Raw genomic sequence first — 15455 nt, 5'->3', positions numbered from 1 at the left:
TCAGGCGGTGATCCGCAGGGCGTCCGGGGAGTCCGGGACGACCACCTCCGGCACCACGACCGCGTCGCGGTGGATGGGTCCGCCGTGGGTACCGAGAGGCACTCCGGTGCCCCCACGGCGGACCGCCACGATCTCGGCGGCGATGGAGACAGCCGTCTCCTCCGGGGTACGCCCGCCGAGATCCAATCCGATGGGCGACTTCAGCCGCGCCAGTTCGGCATTCGTCATCCCGGCCGCACGAAGCCGCTGGAGGCGGTCCTCGTGTGTCCGCCGGGATCCCATCGCACCCACGAACGCCACCGGCAGGCGAAGCGCCACCTCCAATAGCGGCACATCGAATTTGGCGTCGTGGGTGAGTACGCAGACCACGGTCCGGGCGTCCACCCGGGTCCGGGCCAGATATTTGTTCGGCCATTCCACGACCACCTCGTCGGCGTCGGGGAAGCGCGCGGGGGTCGCGAAGACCGCCCGCGCGTCGCACACCGTGACGTGGTAGCCGAGGAACTTGCCGATCCGGGCCACCGCGGCCGCGAAGTCGATCGCCCCGAAGACGATCATCCGCGGCGGCGGCACATGCGATTCCACGAACACGGTGACGGCGGCGGGCCGCCCATCCAACTCAGCATCGGACCCGCATCCGATGGTGCGCACCGCGGTCGTGCCCGCGTCGAGCATGGCCTGGGCTTCGGCGATCACGCGATCGTCGAATTCGTGGCCGGAACTCCACCAGGTGCCCAGCGCCATCACGGCGCCGCTGTCGAGGTCGCGGACCATGGCCACGGCCTCCCCCTCAGCTCGCAGGACCTGTTCCACCGCGTCGCGGTTGGCGTCGGTCACCGACTGGACGAACACCTGAATCGTTCCGCCACAGGTCAATCCGACGGCGAAGGCGTCGGTGTCGCTGTAGCCGAAGGTCTCCCGGATGGTGGCGCCGGTAGCCAGCGACTCGCGGCACAACTCGTAGACCGCGCCCTCGACGCAGCCGCCGGAAATGCTCCCGACGACGGTGCCGTCGGCGTCCACGGCCAGGGCCGCGCCGATCGGCCGCGGCGCGGAGCCGCCGATCCCGATGATGGAGGCCACGGCGTAGTCCTTGCCCGCCGCATGCCATTCCAGTAGTTGTGCCGCGATGTCGCGCATGGCTAGCCTCCCAGGGCCAATTCGATGCCGTTGATACCGAAGTAGGCGACGAAGACGACGCTGACCACGGCCACCAGCCAATGGATGTCGCGGTACTTCCCGCGAGCGAGCTTGATCACGGTGTAAGCGATCAGGCCCGCGCCGACACCGTTGGTGATCGAGTAGGTGAACGGCATGAGCACGATCGTGATGAAGGCCGGCACCGCGACCTCGAGATCGTTCCAGTCGATCTTGCGGGCCTGCGTCATCATCAGCGCGCCGACCAGCACCAGCGCGGGAGCCGCGGCCTGGATCGGCACCACGGCCGCGATCGGCGTGAAGAAGATGGCGGCGCAGAACAATCCGCCGGTGATCACGCTGGCCAGACCGGTACGGGCGCCCTCACCGACACCCGTCGCGGACTCGACGTACACGGTGGAACCCGCGCCGCCGGACAGGCCGCCGACGATCTGGGCGACACCGTCGGTGGTCAGGATCTTGCCCATGCCGGGCACCTGACCCTTCTCGTCGGTCAGGCCCGCCTCGTCGCAGACGCCGAAAACAGTTCCCATGGCGTCGAAGAAGCCGGTCAGCACCAGCGTGAACAGCACCACGGTAGCGGTCACCGCGCCCGCGGTGGCGAAGCCGCCGAACAGGTCGATGTGGCCGATCAGACCGAAATCGGGAGAGGCGAACAGCGATTTGGGCTTCTCGGGGACGACGGTCCCCCACGCCTTCGGATCGATCTTCGCCATGGCGTTGACCACGATGGCGAGCACCGTGGAGATGGCGATGCTGATCAGGATCGCGCCCGGCACCTTGCGGATGAACAGCCCGAGCATCAGCAGCAGGCCGACCGCGAAAATCACGGTGGGCCAACCGGCCAGGTGCCCGTCCACGCCGAGCGTCACCGGAGGACCGCCGGGCGCGCCGTGGCCGACGACCCCGGAGGAGACCAGGCCGATCATGGCGATGAACATGCCGATGCCGACGCCGATGGCGTTCTTCATGGCCAGCGGAATGGCGTTGATGATCATCGTCCGCAGGCCGGTCGCGGCCAGGATGACGATGACGATGCCCATCAGCACCACCAGACCCATGGCCTGGGGCCAGGTCATGTGCGGCGCGGCCTGGTAGGCGACGACGGGGACCAGCCCGAGACCGGCGGCCAATGCGAGGGGCACATTGCCCACCAGGCCCATGAGGACGGTGGTCAGACCGGCGGAGAAGGCGGTCGTGGTGGTCAGCTGCGCGATGCTCAGCTTGTCCCCGTGCGAGTCGGCGACGCCGCCGAGAATTAGCGGGACCAGCAATATGACATACGCCATAGCGACGAATGTGGTGATGCCGCCACGGATTTCACGGGTTATGGTGGTCTTGCGCTCCGATAGCCTGAAGAACTTTTCGAGCGCGGACCCCCCGGTTTCCGGGGTGGTGATCGGTGATTGAGTCTGGGTCATGGCTGCCCTCCTATGGGCGTAGCCGACCAACGGCCCGGGGGTGCTGGGTAATCCCCGGGCCGCGGATTCGGTGTTGTGGGGTCCCTACCGCGCTCCACTGGTGTGGGAGGCGCGGTCTGCCCCTGTTAGTCAACTGTTCCGGATGATGTCTTCCGGACGCACGGGCACGCGGTTGATGTTTCCGGTGCCGCCCCGCTTGCGGCAGGCGTCGCGAATCGCTGCGGCGATCGCGGGCGTGGAGGAGAGAGTCGGCGGTTCGCCCGCGCCGCGCAAGCCGTAGGGGGCGTGCGGGTCCGGGTTCTCCAGAATCTCCAGCTTCTGCGGAGGTGTATCGAGAATGGTGGGAATCAAGTAGTCCGTGAAGGACGGGTTCCGCACCTTGCCGTTGGTGACCTGAATTTCCTCCATAACCGCCAGACCCAGGCCCTGAATGGAGCCGCCGTGGATCTGGCCTTCCAGCGAGAGCCGGTTCATGATCTTGCCGACGTCCTGGACGGCGTCCAGGGCAACGACTTTCACGAGCCCGAGTTCGGTGTCCACATCGACCACTGCCCGGTGCACGCAGACCGCGAGCTGGGTGTGGCTCGAGCCCTGACCGGTGATCTTGTCCATACCGGTGGTGGGCTGGTGGTGGTATTCGCGGGTCAGGTCGATCACGTCGTCGCCGAGGACGTCCTCGATCGACGCGACCACCTCTCCGTTGTTCTTGACGACCTTGCCGCCATCGAGGTGCATGAAGCCGTGGACGTCGAACTTCTTGCGCGCCAGCACGAACAGTTCGTCGGCGACCGCGCGGCAGGCGGTCATCACCGCGCCGCCGGTCATGTACGACTGGCGCGAGGCGGACGACGAACCGGAGCTGCCGACATTGTTGTCCGACGGGTGGCTGACCACGCGGTCGACGGTCAGTTCGGTGCGCGCGATCTGCGCCTCGAGGGTGATCAGGCCCTGACCGACCTCCGCGCCGGCGGTGTGCACGAGCGCGACCGGCTCGCCGCCGATCACTTCCAGGCGCACGCGGGCGGTCGAGTAGTCGTCGAAACCCTCGGAGAAGCAGATGTTCTTGATGCCGACGCCGTAGCCGACGCCGCGGTACACGCCCTCGCCGTGGGTGGTCTGGGACGCGCCGCCGGGCAGGTTGCGAATATCCGAGGTATCCACGGATTCCGGCAGTTCCATCTCGCGCAGGCTGTCGAGCATCTCCACCAGCGGAGTCGGCGCGTGCACGATCTGACCGGTGGCCAGCTTCGAACCCTGCGACACCACATTGACCTGACGGACCGTGACCGGATCCATGTCGAGGGCCTCGGCGAGCTTGTCCATCATCGACTCGTGCGCGAAACACGCCTGTACGACACCGAATCCGCGCATCGCGCCGCACACCGGGTTGTTGGTGTACACGCCGTAGGCGTCGATCTCCAGGTGCGGGACCTCGTAGGGGCCCAGCGCCAGGGAGGCGGCGTTGCCGATCACGTTCTGGGTGGCCGAGGTGTACGCGCCGCCGTCGAGGACGATGAGAACCTTGGCGTAGGTGATCTTTCCGGTCGCGGTCGCGCCGTACTCGTAGCGCATGCGCGCCGGATGCCGGTGCACGTGGCCGAAGAACGACTCCTGGCGGTTGTACATCATCTTGACCGGCTTGCCGGTGCGCATGGCCAGCATGCCCGCGTGGATCTGCATGGACAGGTCCTCGCGGCCGCCGAACGCGCCGCCGACGCCGGACATGGTCATCCGGATCTGGTCCTCGTTCAGCCCGAGGCAGGGGCCGATCTGGGTGAGATCCCAATGCAGCCACTGGGTCGCGACGTAGAAGTCGAGGGAGCCGTCCTCGTTGGGGATGACCATGCCGGACTCCGGCCCCAGGAAGGCCTGGTCCTGCATGCCGACCTCGAACTCCTCGCTCACCACGACGGTGGCCAGGGTCTTGCCGATCTCGATGTCACCGGACCGCACCGGCTGGTAGCGGGCGATGCCGCCGCGCTCCTGCACGGCCAACCCGACCGGATCCTCGATCACGGCCATCGGGTCGGTGATCGGTTCCAGCACTTCGTATTCCACCTCGATGGCGGCCACGGCGCGGCGCGCGATCTCGGGGTGGTCGGCGGCGACCAGGGCGATGGCCTCACCGTGGTGTCGCACCTCGCCGAAGGCCAGCACGGGCTGGTCCCAGGTGTGGTCGAGGCCGTAGACCTTGCGGCCGGGCACGTCCTCGTGGGTGAGCACGGCGTGGACGCCGGGCATGGCCAGGGCCTTGGACGTGTCGATGCCGATCAGCTTGGCGCGGGCGTGCGGGCTGCGCAGGGTCGCGCCCCACAGCATGCCGTCGATCCACAGGTCCGAGGAGTAGGCGAACTCGCCCTTCACCTTGAGGGTGCCGTCGGGACGCAGCGGGCTCTCACCGATGCCGCCGGCGCCCGGGATCGCGACATCCTCGGGGAACCGCGTGGTGCGTGCGATGGTCATCGGTTCTCCTGCTTCATGATTCGCTTGCGCGCCGCCACGCCGTTCTGCCCGACCTGATCGTGCGGCATGGTCTTGAGCTCGTCGTTCTCGACGACGGTGTTCCCGCCCACGAGCAGACGCGCCAGCGGCGGCTGCGGGCCGAACACCAGCGAGCACACCGGGTCCTCGATGGCGGCGCGGAAGCCGTCCACCTTCCAGACCGCGATATCGGCGAGTTTGCCGACCTCGAGGGAGCCGATCTCGTTCTGGCGGCCCAGGTTCCGCGCACCGCCGAGGGTGCCGACTTCGAGGGCCTGGCGGGCGGTCATGGCGCGGGGGCCGTGCACGGCGCGCTGGAACAGCATGGCCTGCCGCATCTCCCCCGCCATCGAGGTGAGTTCGGAGGAGGCCGCGCCGTCCACGCCCAGACCGACCGGTGCGCCGGCGGCGAGCAGGTCCATCACTCGCGCGATGCCCGCGCCCAGACGCGCGTTGGAGGTCGGGCAGTGCGCGGAACCGGTGCCGGTCTTCGCGAAGGCCGCGATGTCCTTGTCGTGCAGGTGCACCGCGTGCGCGAACCACACGTCGTCGCCGAGCCAGCCCAGCTTCTCCATGTATTCGACCGGGGTGCAACCCATCTGCTCGATGCAGTGCTCCTCCTCGTCGAGGGTCTCGGCGAGGTGGGTGTGCAGGCGGACGCCGTGCTGACGGGCCAGGGCGGCGGATTCCACCATCAGGCCCTCGGACACCGAGAACGGCGAGCAGGGGGCGACGGCCACGCGCAGCATCGAGTCGAACGACGCGTCGTGGTACTTGTTGATGATCTCCTCGGTGTTGAGGAGGATCTCCTCGCGGTTCTCGACCACCTCGTCCGGCGGCAGACCGCCGTGCGACTGCCCGCGGTCCATGGAACCGCGGCACGGGTGGAAGCGGATGCCCAGCTCGCGGGCGGCGCGCACCTCGGCGTCGAACAGATCGCCACGGCCCTGGGGGAACACGTAGTGGTGATCGGTCGAGGTGGTGGTGCCGGTCAGCGCGAGCCAGCCCAGGCCGGCCGAGGCCGCGCCGTAGACGATCTCGGCGTCCATGGTGGCCCACAGGCGGTACAGCCCGGTCAGCCACTCGAACAGGGTGGCGTCCTGGAACAGGCCCTGGGTGGCCCACTGGTAGAGGTGGTGGTGGGTATTCACCAGGCCCGGGGTCACCAGGCAGCCGGTGCCGGAGAGGCGTTCAGCACCCACCACCATCGGCGCAGGTCCTGCGCCGAGAGCTTCGATCCGGCCGTCGTCGCCGACGATCAGATAGCCGTTGGGGATTTCGGCACCGACGACCGGTGCGATATAGGCGTTCTCGATGACGAGCTTGCGCCCGCCCGTCGCCCCACCGCCACCCCTGACGGAATCGCTTCGCGATGCAGTACTCATTTCGCCGCCTTCCGCTCGGCCGCCATGCGCACGGCATCCAGAATCTTCTCGTAACCCGTACAGCGGCACAGGTTTCCAGCCAGCGCCTCACGGATCTCGACGTCCGACGGGTTCGGCACGCGCTCGATCAGGTCGTGTGCCTGCACGATCAGGCCCGGCGTGCAGAAGCCGCACTGGACCGCGCCGGCCTCGACGAACGCCTGCTGCATCGGGTCGAGCTTGTCGCCGTCGGCCAAACCTTCGACGGTGCGGACCGAACGGCCCTGCACCTGACCGGCGGCCACCAGGCACGAGCACACCGGGGTGCCGTCCAGATAGACGGTGCAGGAACCACATTCGCCCTGCTCGCAGGCGTTCTTCGCGCCGGGCAGGCCGACCCGCTCGCGCAGCAGGTACAGCAGGCTCTCGCCTTCCCAGACGTCGTCGGCGGTTTCCTGGGATCCGTTGACGGTGAAATCGATACGCATCAGGCCGCCCTCCTCTCCGCGGTGTAGTCGTTCCACGCCCAGCCGAGGGTCCGGCGGGCCATCACCGACAACGCGTGCCGGCGGTAGTCGGCGGTGCCGCGCACATCGTCGATGGGCTTGGCCGCCGCGCCGACCAGACGGCCGAACTCGTGGGCCAGCTCCTCGTTCAGCGCGCCGCCGTTGTCCCAGTCCAGGTTGGCGGCCAGGAAGTCCTGGGCCTCGACCGGACGGATCGGGGTCGGACCGGCCGAGCCGATGCCCGCGCCCGCCGTGCGCGAATCCGCGTGCAGGGCAACCGAGAACGAGCACACCGCGATCACCATCGCGTTGCGGGTGCCGACCTTCGAGAAGTACTGCGGGCCCGAGGCGGGGCGCAGCCACACCGCGCGGATCAGCTCGTCCGGCTCCAGGGAGTTCTTCTTGACCCACACGTAGAAGTCGTCGATGTCGATCATGCGGGTGCCGCGGGCGGCCGACTCGACCTCGACCACGGCGTTCGCGGCCAGCAACGCCGGGTGGGCGTCACCGGCGGGCGACGCGCCGCCCAGGTTGCCGCCCACGGTGCCGCGGTTGCGGATCTGCGGGGAACCCACGGTGCGCGAGGCCTGCGCCAGACCGGGCAGGCGATCCTGGTACCGGTTGATGATCTTCACGAACGGGACACCGGAGCCGAGCCGGATGCGGCCGTCGGCCTGCTCGTCCACCCCGAACAGCTCCCGGCACGGGTTCAGATCCAGCAGGGCGTCCGGGCGGTGCACGTCGAAGTTCATCTCGACCATCACATCGGTGCCACCCTGGATCGGAACCGCTTCGGGGCGTTCCGCTTTCAGCTGGAGCGCCTCGGCCCAGCTGCCCGGTTGTAGGAAATCCATTGCGTTCCTCTAGATATCGGTTCTGCGCAGGTACGACAGCCTCGGCTGCCCCGGTACGTAGAGAAGGAGTAGGTACTCAGTTGCGGGGGTCGTTCATCGCTCCTCCAGGAGCATGCGCACCCGGCGGCCGGTGATGTCGGCCAGCTCGTGGCGCACCACGCGGTGTTCCTCGGCCACCGGGTTGCCCAGGCGGTGCCGCAGCTCCGCGAGCATCTCCGCGGCGCTGCGGCCGGCGGCCCGGATCAGGAAGACATGGCCGAAGTGTTCCTCGTAGGCGAGGTTCCCGGCGGCCAGCTCGGCCAGCACCCGGGCATCGGCCTCGGACGCTCCGGACTGCTCGTCGGCCGACCACCGCGCCTCACGCTCGGACTGGTGCCGGGCCGCCTCGCGCTCACCGATGCGGGGGTGCGCGTCGAGCGCTTCCTCGACATCGGCCCAACTCAGTTCGGCGACCCCGGCCACGGCCGCGGCGATCAGACTCGACTCGTCCGCGTACGGCCGGTTCGCCACCATCTTGCGAGCCCAGGTCCGCGACGCGTTGCAGGTCAGCAGGTGCGTCTCGGCTTCTTCCAGGGGCAGCGAACCGAGCCATTCCAGGCGACTCGACATCCGACCTCCATCCGTGTTTGGCGTGTGTCAACCACTAAACCCGGGGGGTGGTCATGCCCGATAGGACGAGACCTCCGAACCTGTGGCCTGCTTCACAGGGGCGCGTTCGTAGTTACATCCAAGTTCGGTAACCGTCGCGTCACTCACTGTTAGCCTCGAGAATCATGCGGTTACGTTCCCTGCTGACCATGCACGATCTGGGCCTGCGGCTCGTCTCCGGAGAGGACGAGCTGGACCGCTTCGTACGCTGGGTCGTAACCACCGACATGCTCGACCCGGGCCGGTACCTCTCCGGCGGCGAATTCGTGCTCACCGGGCTGCAATGGCGGCACGGCCCCGAGGACAGCGACACCTTCGTCGGCGCGCTCGCCCGCGCCCGGGTCGCCGCGCTCGCCGCCGGTGACGCGCTCTACGGCGAAGCGCCCGAGGATCTGGTCGCGGCTTGTCAGAAACACCGAATCCCGCTGTTCCGCGTCGAGGAGCGGATCGCGTTCGCGACCGTCACCGAGACCATCAACCGGAAATTGTCCTCCGGGCGGGCCGCGGACCTGAGCGCCATCCTGGACCGGCATCGGCAGCTGGTCTCCGGCGGCGGACTGGACTCGGTCCTCGACCTGGTCCACCGCACCCTCGGCACCCGCTGCTGGGTGGTGTCGCCCATCGGCCGCGTGGTCGCCGGGCCCACCCGTGACCTGCCCGAACAGGTGCGGTCGGCGTTCCTGAGCGCGCGGCGGCTGCCACATGTGCTGTCCCACAACCAGATCCGGTACACACTGTTCGCCGTCGACGCCGACGCGACCTCGCGGATCGCGGACTGGTTCCTGGTCTTCGAGAGCGACTTCAAGGACTGGCCCGAGGAACGCCGCGCGCTCATCGGCGAACTCGCGGCGGTGGTGTCGCTCGAACGCGCCCGCCACGACGACCGGCACAGCGCCGAGGGCCGCCTCGCGCAGGAACTGATCGAACTGATCATGTCCGAGGCCAAGTCCGCCGACATCATCTCGCGACTGGAACTGACCGGGCTGGGCCTGTCCGACCGCTACCTGGCCGTCGCCGCGACCGCCGACTCCGGCGCGGTGCGGCCCGGCGAACTGCGCGCGGTGCTGCGCGAAATCCTGTACGGCAGAAGCCCCGCCATCGGCGTCGTGGACGGCGAGGTCATCCTGCTGGTCGCGCTCGGCGACGAACAGGCCCTCGACGACTACATCCACCGCGCCATCGAGGCCCTCGAACCCGGGCTGCAACTGAGCCGCCTGTCCGTCGGCATCAGCGGCGCGGTCGACGGCGAGGGGCTGCGCGGCGCGGTCGAGGAGGCCCGCTACGCCCGCCGCATGGCCGCCGAACGACAGCAACCCACCAGCGTGGTCCGCCACGACGAACTCGCCACCCACATGCTGCTGCTGGCCAGCGTCCCCGACGAGGTCCGCCGCATGTTCCGGGTGCGCCTCCTCGACCCCCTGCGCGTCTACGACCAGGACAACCGCGCCGACCTGGTCCACACCCTCGAGACCTTCCTCGAAGTCTCCGGTTCCTGGACCAAGTGCGCGGATCTACTGCACGTCCACGTGAACACGCTGCGCTACCGCATCCAGCGCATCGAGGAACTCACCAACCGCGACCTGTCCCGCCTCGAGGACCGCGTCGACTTCTTCCTGGCCCTGGCCCTGCGCTGACACGGCTGCCTGCCGTGCCGGGCCCGCCGGCGAGGGCGGGCGGGCCCGGCACGGGAGGCAATCACAGCGACGCGCACGGGGCTACACCGAAACTCAGCGCACCACGCGCCCGATCAGCCGGGGCGGCAGGGCGCCGTGCGGCAGGGCCGGGCCGACCGCGACGAGACTGCCCGGGGCGCGGCCCTTTCCCCAGCCGAGCTGCTCGCGGTAGCGGCCGATGTGGGATTCGGGGATGGCGTCGCGGTCCGCGAGCGGGGCGGCCTCGGGCGCGACGTAGAGGGCGTCGGCCGGGCAGTACGCCTCGCACATGAAGCAGGTCTGGCAGTCGGATTGCCGTGCGATGAGCGGGATTCCGCTCTCGGTGCGGTCGAAGACGTCGGTCGGGCAGACGTCGACGCACTTGTCGCAGGCGATGCAGTCCTCGGCGCGCACCAACTCGATCATGACGCCACCGCCGCCGAGACGGGTGCGGTCGCCGACGTCGCGGTCCACAGCTCGCCGAGACCGCCGGACAGGATGTGGTGGTGCTGGCCCGGATCCAGCTCCGGGTGATCCGCGCGTTTGCTCATACCGCGAGTCTCCGTGCGCGCCAGAGTGGATCGGTACATCAGGCGACCGACCGCGGTGATGGCGGCGGCCTGCCGGGCGCGGACCCGGTCCGCGCCGGACCCGCCGCCGAGGCCACGCGCGGCCCGCTCCCAGAGGGCATCGAGTTCGGCCAGTGCGGGCACGATGCGGGCACCGTGGCGCAGATAGTTCTTCTCGAACGGGATCAATTCGCGCTGCGCGCCGGACACCACCTCGTCCGCGGACACCGATTCGGTTGCCTCGGGCCGTAATCCGACCCGTCCGATGCCCTGGACCGCGGCAGAATCGACCCGTCCGGAGCGCAGCGCGAACCGCGCCGCTCCCGAGCCCGCCCAACTCCCCGACGACATGGCCCACGCCGAATTGTGGCTGCCGCCGCCGGTGAATCCGCCGCAGATCCGTTCCCGGGTCGCCGCGTCGCCCGCCGCGTACAGGCCGGGAACCGTTGTCGCGCAGTCGTCGTCGACGACATCGATCCCGCCGGTGCCGCGCACCGTGCCCTCGGCGAGCAGGTCCACTTCGAAGCGATCGGTGAACGGGTCGATCCCCCGGCGGTCGAACTGGAGGAAGAAGTTGGGCTGACCCAGCCGCATCCGGGCCTGCACGTCGGCGTCGGCCCGGTCCAGCTGCGCGAAGACGGGCTCCGACAACAGGGTCCGGGCGATCACCGACCGCCCCTGCGCCGAACCCGCGCCCTCGAGGACGCGGCCGTCGGCGTGGAAGAACGTCGCGTAGCCGTAGTAGGCGGTCTTGGTGATGGTCGAACCCTTGGGCACAATGCCGTAGGCGTTGGAGAACTCCATGCCCGAGAACCGCGCTCCGGCCTCGGCCGCCATGAGCGCGCCGTCACCGGTGTCGACATTGGTGCCCAGGGCCCGGGACAGGAAGGCACAGCCGCCGGTGGCCAGCACGACCGCGCCCGCCACCACGCGATAGTCCCGCTCGGCATGCCGCTGATATCCGGCGGCCCCACGGACGACGCCGTCGGCGTCGACAAGCAGTTCCAGCGCCGGGGCGTGGTCCAGGATCCGCACGCCGAGCCGTTTCACCCAGGCGCGCATGCGCCGCATGTACTCCGGTCCCTGCACGCCCGTGAGCAGGGGCTCGCCCGTCTCGGAATCGGCCGGGAACGGGTAGCGGCCCTCGACGGCGAGACGGTTCATGTTCACGTAGGTCTGATCGAGGACCCGGTCCATCCAATAGTGGTCGGCCAGATGCCCGCCCAGCGCCTCGCGACTGGCCTTCGCCTTGGCGCGGGCGGTGGTCTCGGGGGCCACGTACCAGACGCCGGTGCCCGAAGGCGCTGTGGCGCCGCTGGTTCCGCAGTAGCCCTTGTCGACCAGCACCACCTCCGCCCCCGCTTCCCGGGCGTGCACCGCCGCCCAGCACGCGGCGGGTCCGCCGCCGATCACCAGCACGTCGGTCCTGGTCTGCCATGGTTCGCTCATCGGCACAGTCCTCCCGGGAGAGTTGGTGCCGGAACGGTAAGGCGGCCGGTCCCACTCGCCGAAGAGTTGCGATCAGGCCGATCCTTTGGCGGCGGAATTTCCCACATCGTGGCAAACCGCTTGCGTCTCGCGCCGCGATCACCCTTCGGCTCAGCGGCAGGCTTCGGCCATGCCGGTGAGCCATTCGCGGACCGCGGCGCGCTGTTCGGGTGTGAAGTCGGCTTCCAGTTCGGCTTCGCGGCGGTTCACCGCGGCATGGGCTTTCGCGTAGACCGCGCGTCCCTCATCGGTGACGAAGATCTGATGGGTGCGCCGGTCGGTGGGGTGGGGGCGACGTTCGATCAGGCCCGCATTCTCCAGGCCGCCCAGCATCTCGTTGGCGGCCTGACGGGTGCTGCCGACGTCGCGGGCGATGTCGGAGACCGACTTTCCGCCCTGCTCGCGGGTCATCATCAGCGTCGCGTACTGCGAGGTGGTGAGCCCGAATTCCGCCAGCTCGTCACCGATGGCCGAGCGCATGCTCAGCCACACCGTGCGGACCATGAAGGTCAGGGATCCACCCTGCGATCCGGAACAGCTCACCGGGACAACCCCTTCCAGAGATTGACAGGTTCCTGACAATCGCCCACACTGGCGATCGTCAGGTTCCTACCAATCTTAGCGAAGGTATCCATGGCCGTGCCCGCGACGCTGCCGAAAACCCGGCAGCGGCTCATCCTCGCCGTCCTCCTGCTGTCCTCCCTGCTGATCTGGCTCGACAACACCATCCTCGCCACCGCCCTCGAGACCCTCGCCGACCCGGTCCGCGGCCTCGGCGCGAATCCCGCACAGCTGCAATGGGCCTCGGGGTCCTACACCCTCGTCTTCGCCGCGCTCATGTTCAGCGCCGGAGCGCTCGGCGACCGCTACGGACACCGCAGCGTCCTCTCCGCGGGACTGATCATCTTCGCCGCCGCCTCGATCTGGGCCGCCTACGCCGGGAATCCGGGACAGCTCATCACCGCCCGCGCGGTCATGGGCGTCGGCAGCGCGCTCATCATGCCCGCCACCATGGCGACGGTGACCTGGACGTTCACCGGACCGGCCCGCGCCTCCGCGATCGGACTGTTCTCCACCTCGGCCGGCGTGGGGCTCGCGGCCGGGCCGCTGCTCGCCGGAGTGCTGCTCGACCATTTCTGGTGGGGCTCGGTGTTTCTGGTGAACGTACCCGTCGTCGCGGTCGCGCTGATCGGGATCGCAGCCCTGGTCCCCAACTTCCGCAGCCCCACGCCGCGGCCGCTGGACCTGACCGGTCTCGCATTGTCGATCAGCGGCTTGACCGCCCTCGCCTACGGATTGATCCGGGCCGGACAGCTCGCGGCCTGGACCTCGATCCAGGTCTGGGCGCCGATCGCCGCCGGACTGGCCCTGCTCGCGGGCTTCGTCATCGTCGAAATGCGGTCCGCGCAGCCCAGCTTCGATCCGCGACTGCTCGCCGATCGCGTCTTCGGGGGCGGCAACGCCACACTCGGGCTGCTGTTCCTGGCCATGACCGCGGCCGGGTTCTACGGCGCGTTCTATCTGCAAGGCGCGCGCGGCTTCTCACCATTGGCCGCGGGTCTGATCAACTCCCCCGCCGCCGTCGGCGTGATCATCGGCGGGCCGCTGGGCATCCGCCTGGTCCGGCGCTGGTCGCTGCGCGCGGTCTCGGCGACCGCGCTCACCGTCGGAGCGCTGTGCATGGGCAGCCTCGTGTTCTTCGGCTTGCACACGCCCGTGGTCTGGAACGTGATCGGATCCGCGATCCAGGGCCTCTCGATCGGCCTGGTCATCGGCCCGGTGACCAGTGCGCTGATGAGCACATTGCCCCTTGACCGCGCCGGCGCCGGATCCGCGGTGACCAATACCGTCCGGCAAACCGGCAGCGTGCTGGGTATCGCGCTGGGCGGCACCATCATGGCCATCGCCTACCGGACCGGCGTCGAGGGCGCACTGGGCACGCTGCCCGAGGACGCGCGGGAGCCCGCGGGCGCCTCTGCCGAGCAGGCCAGACACGTCGCGGCCGTGCTCGGCCGTCCCGAACTCGCCGACGCCGCCGATCACGCCTTCGTTCACGCCATGCACGTGGGCGCGCTCTGGTCGCTGCTGTTCGCGCTGGCCGGGGCCGTGATCCTGGCAGTCACGCAGCGTCCCGGATCCCCTCGACCGGCCGAAACCGCGGCGCGACCCGTCGAACGCGCGGAAATTTCATGACACGTGACCGAAGAGGTCTTGTGTGTAACTTGGATTAGCACTTACCTTGGAGTGTGTCGCACCGCACAGGACAGGCCACGGCCGCGGAGAGCCCGGGCGGGGCGGCACACAGACGAGGAGGCAACGATGGCTCTGACGACGAGGTCGGATGCAGGTACCGAGGCACACGCGTACGCGGATGTGCTCCACACCCTTTCGGAGGGATCGGTGTACCGCCGGTTCGATCCGTATCTCGATATCCCCTGGGACTCCCCCGAATTCGCGATCGACCCGCACGATCCGCGCTGGGTGCTGCAACCCGATATCGACCCGCTGGGCGCGACCCGCTGGTACCGGGATCAGCCGATCGAACGGCAGATCGAGATCGGCAAGTGGCGGATCGCCAATGCCATCAAGGTCGGCGCGGCCTTCGAGAGCATTCTGATCCGCGGAATGATGCAGTACATCATGAAGCTGCCCAACGGGTCGCCGGAGTTTCGCTACTGCCTCCACGAAATGACCGAGGAGTGCAACCACATCCAGATGTTCCAGGAGCTGGTGAATCGGATCGGCGTCGATGTTCCGGGAATGCGGCCCTTCTTCCGGAAACTCTCACCGCTCATCGGAGTTGCCGGCGGATACGCCTGGCCGATTCTGTTCATCGGCATTCTCGGCGGCGAGGAACCGATCGACCACTATCAGAAGGCCGTCATCCGCAACGGCGCGAATCTGCCGCCCGCGGTCGTGCGCTGCATGGAGATCCATATCGCCGAGGAAGCCCGGCACATCTCCTTCGCCAACGAGTTCCTGAAAAGACACATCCCGCGACGCAGCCCGATGTACCAGAATCTCTGCGGCATCGCCTTCCCGCTCGCCATGCGCTGGCTCGCCGGGGAGATCATGGCCCCGCCGCCGGAATTCGCGCGCACCTTCGACATTCCGCGCGAGGTCATCAAGGAAGCGTTCTGGCAGTCACCGACCGCGTCGAAGATACTCACCGGCTATTTCGGCGACATGCGTTCTCTCGCCGACGAACTGGGCCTGATGAACCCGGTCACCAAGCGACTGTGGAAGACCCTCGGCATCGACGGCGACCACTCCCGCTACCGCAGCGAACCCGACCGCCGGGTGGCCTGACCCCG

Annotated in this window: 13 protein-coding genes; 3 read left to right on the top strand and 10 right to left on the bottom strand. The window is 68.7% G+C overall.

Features of this window, described 5'->3' with window-relative positions; translation table 11 throughout:
• The 7 genes from ACFRAQ_RS12980 to uraD all read right to left on the bottom strand — a co-directional run bounded on the left by ACFRAQ_RS12980 (window position 1) and on the right by uraD (window position 8393).
• Window positions 1-1140, bottom strand: coding sequence for an XdhC family protein (locus ACFRAQ_RS12980; RefSeq protein ID WP_379098315.1), 1140 nt, complete (start codon window positions 1138-1140; stop codon window positions 1-3).
• Window positions 1141-1142: 2 nt separating this feature from the next.
• A complete protein-coding gene (locus ACFRAQ_RS12975) occupies window positions 1143-2579 on the bottom strand; it encodes an NCS2 family permease (protein WP_379098313.1) in 1437 nt (478 codons plus the stop codon).
• A gap of 129 nt (window positions 2580-2708) precedes the next feature.
• Entirely contained in the window at window positions 2709-5042 is a 2334-nt protein-coding gene (locus ACFRAQ_RS12970) for a xanthine dehydrogenase family protein molybdopterin-binding subunit (RefSeq protein ID WP_379098310.1), read from the bottom strand.
• Window positions 5039-6445 carry an 8-oxoguanine deaminase gene (locus ACFRAQ_RS12965; RefSeq protein WP_379098307.1) on the bottom strand — a complete coding sequence of 469 codons (1407 nt, stop codon included), beginning with the start codon at window positions 6443-6445 and terminating at the stop codon, window positions 5039-5041. The genes ACFRAQ_RS12970 and ACFRAQ_RS12965 overlap by 4 nt, the downstream gene beginning before the upstream one ends.
• A complete protein-coding gene (locus ACFRAQ_RS12960; RefSeq protein WP_213556096.1) occupies window positions 6442-6912 on the bottom strand; it encodes a (2Fe-2S)-binding protein in 471 nt (156 codons plus the stop codon). The genes ACFRAQ_RS12965 and ACFRAQ_RS12960 overlap by 4 nt, the downstream gene beginning before the upstream one ends.
• Window positions 6912-7784: an FAD binding domain-containing protein gene (locus tag ACFRAQ_RS12955; protein WP_379098304.1), complete on the bottom strand. Its 873-nt coding sequence runs from the start codon at window positions 7782-7784 to the stop codon at window positions 6912-6914. The genes ACFRAQ_RS12960 and ACFRAQ_RS12955 overlap by 1 nt, the downstream gene beginning before the upstream one ends.
• 93 nt (window positions 7785-7877) lie before the next feature.
• Window positions 7878-8393 (bottom strand): 2-oxo-4-hydroxy-4-carboxy-5-ureidoimidazoline decarboxylase, encoded by a 516-nt coding sequence (gene uraD, locus ACFRAQ_RS12950; RefSeq protein WP_379098301.1) that lies wholly within the window; start codon window positions 8391-8393, stop codon window positions 7878-7880.
• A 164-nt stretch (window positions 8394-8557) separates the two neighbouring features.
• Between uraD and ACFRAQ_RS12945 the strand changes: the two genes are divergently transcribed.
• Window positions 8558-10066 carry a PucR family transcriptional regulator gene (locus ACFRAQ_RS12945; protein ID WP_379098298.1) on the top strand — a complete coding sequence of 503 codons (1509 nt, stop codon included), beginning with the start codon at window positions 8558-8560 and terminating at the stop codon, window positions 10064-10066.
• 93 nt (window positions 10067-10159) lie between these two features.
• Here ACFRAQ_RS12945 and ACFRAQ_RS12940 read toward each other — a convergent pair whose 3' ends face one another.
• From ACFRAQ_RS12940 to ACFRAQ_RS12930, 3 genes are all read right to left on the bottom strand, one after another.
• The gene (locus tag ACFRAQ_RS12940; protein ID WP_379098295.1) at window positions 10160-10510 is read right to left on the bottom strand and encodes a 4Fe-4S binding protein; all 351 of its coding nucleotides are present in this window, start codon (window positions 10508-10510) and stop codon (window positions 10160-10162) included.
• Window positions 10507-12102 (bottom strand): FAD-dependent oxidoreductase, encoded by a 1596-nt coding sequence (locus ACFRAQ_RS12935; protein ID WP_379098292.1) that lies wholly within the window; start codon window positions 12100-12102, stop codon window positions 10507-10509. The genes ACFRAQ_RS12940 and ACFRAQ_RS12935 overlap by 4 nt, the downstream gene beginning before the upstream one ends.
• A 150-nt stretch (window positions 12103-12252) precedes the next feature.
• Window positions 12253-12684 (bottom strand): MarR family winged helix-turn-helix transcriptional regulator, encoded by a 432-nt coding sequence (locus ACFRAQ_RS12930; protein ID WP_379098289.1) that lies wholly within the window; start codon window positions 12682-12684, stop codon window positions 12253-12255.
• A gap of 90 nt (window positions 12685-12774) precedes the next feature.
• Here ACFRAQ_RS12930 and ACFRAQ_RS12925 point away from each other — a divergent pair, with 90 nt between their 5' ends.
• Window positions 12775-14334 (top strand): MFS transporter, encoded by a 1560-nt coding sequence (locus ACFRAQ_RS12925; RefSeq protein ID WP_379098285.1) that lies wholly within the window; start codon window positions 12775-12777, stop codon window positions 14332-14334.
• 126 nt (window positions 14335-14460) lie between these two features.
• Window positions 14461-15450 (top strand): diiron oxygenase, encoded by a 990-nt coding sequence (locus ACFRAQ_RS12920; protein ID WP_379098282.1) that lies wholly within the window; start codon window positions 14461-14463, stop codon window positions 15448-15450.
• Window positions 15451-15455 lie beyond the last annotated feature (5 nt).

The sequence above is a fragment of the Nocardia sp. NPDC056611 genome, from assembly GCF_042792755.1.
Lineage (GTDB): Bacteria > Actinomycetota > Actinomycetes > Mycobacteriales > Mycobacteriaceae > Nocardia.
Note: the sequence above shows the minus strand (reverse complement) of the source record. Positions and strands in the feature narration are given on the sequence as shown.

What these genes read in the sequence shown, in the direction of transcription:
- ACFRAQ_RS12980 (WP_379098315.1), bottom strand. Translation starts at nt 1,140, where the DNA reads ATGCGCGACATCGCGGCACAACTACTGGAATGGCATGCGGCGGGCAAG.
- ACFRAQ_RS12975 (WP_379098313.1), bottom strand. Translation starts at nt 2,579, where the DNA reads ATGACCCAGACTCAATCACCGATCACCACCCCGGAAACCGGGGGGTCC.
- ACFRAQ_RS12970 (WP_379098310.1), bottom strand. Translation starts at nt 5,042, where the DNA reads ATGACCATCGCACGCACCACGCGGTTCCCCGAGGATGTCGCGATCCCG.
- ACFRAQ_RS12965 (WP_379098307.1), bottom strand. Translation starts at nt 6,445, where the DNA reads ATGAGTACTGCATCGCGAAGCGATTCCGTCAGGGGTGGCGGTGGGGCG.
- ACFRAQ_RS12960 (WP_213556096.1), bottom strand. Translation starts at nt 6,912, where the DNA reads ATGCGTATCGATTTCACCGTCAACGGATCCCAGGAAACCGCCGACGAC.
- ACFRAQ_RS12955 (WP_379098304.1), bottom strand. Translation starts at nt 7,784, where the DNA reads ATGGATTTCCTACAACCGGGCAGCTGGGCCGAGGCGCTCCAGCTGAAA.
- uraD (WP_379098301.1), bottom strand. Translation starts at nt 8,393, where the DNA reads ATGTCGAGTCGCCTGGAATGGCTCGGTTCGCTGCCCCTGGAAGAAGCC.
- ACFRAQ_RS12945 (WP_379098298.1), top strand. Translation starts at nt 8,558, where the DNA reads ATGCGGTTACGTTCCCTGCTGACCATGCACGATCTGGGCCTGCGGCTC.
- ACFRAQ_RS12940 (WP_379098295.1), bottom strand. Translation starts at nt 10,510, where the DNA reads ATGATCGAGTTGGTGCGCGCCGAGGACTGCATCGCCTGCGACAAGTGC.
- ACFRAQ_RS12935 (WP_379098292.1), bottom strand. Translation starts at nt 12,102, where the DNA reads ATGAGCGAACCATGGCAGACCAGGACCGACGTGCTGGTGATCGGCGGC.
- ACFRAQ_RS12925 (WP_379098285.1), top strand. Translation starts at nt 12,775, where the DNA reads ATGGCCGTGCCCGCGACGCTGCCGAAAACCCGGCAGCGGCTCATCCTC.
- ACFRAQ_RS12920 (WP_379098282.1), top strand. Translation starts at nt 14,461, where the DNA reads ATGGCTCTGACGACGAGGTCGGATGCAGGTACCGAGGCACACGCGTAC.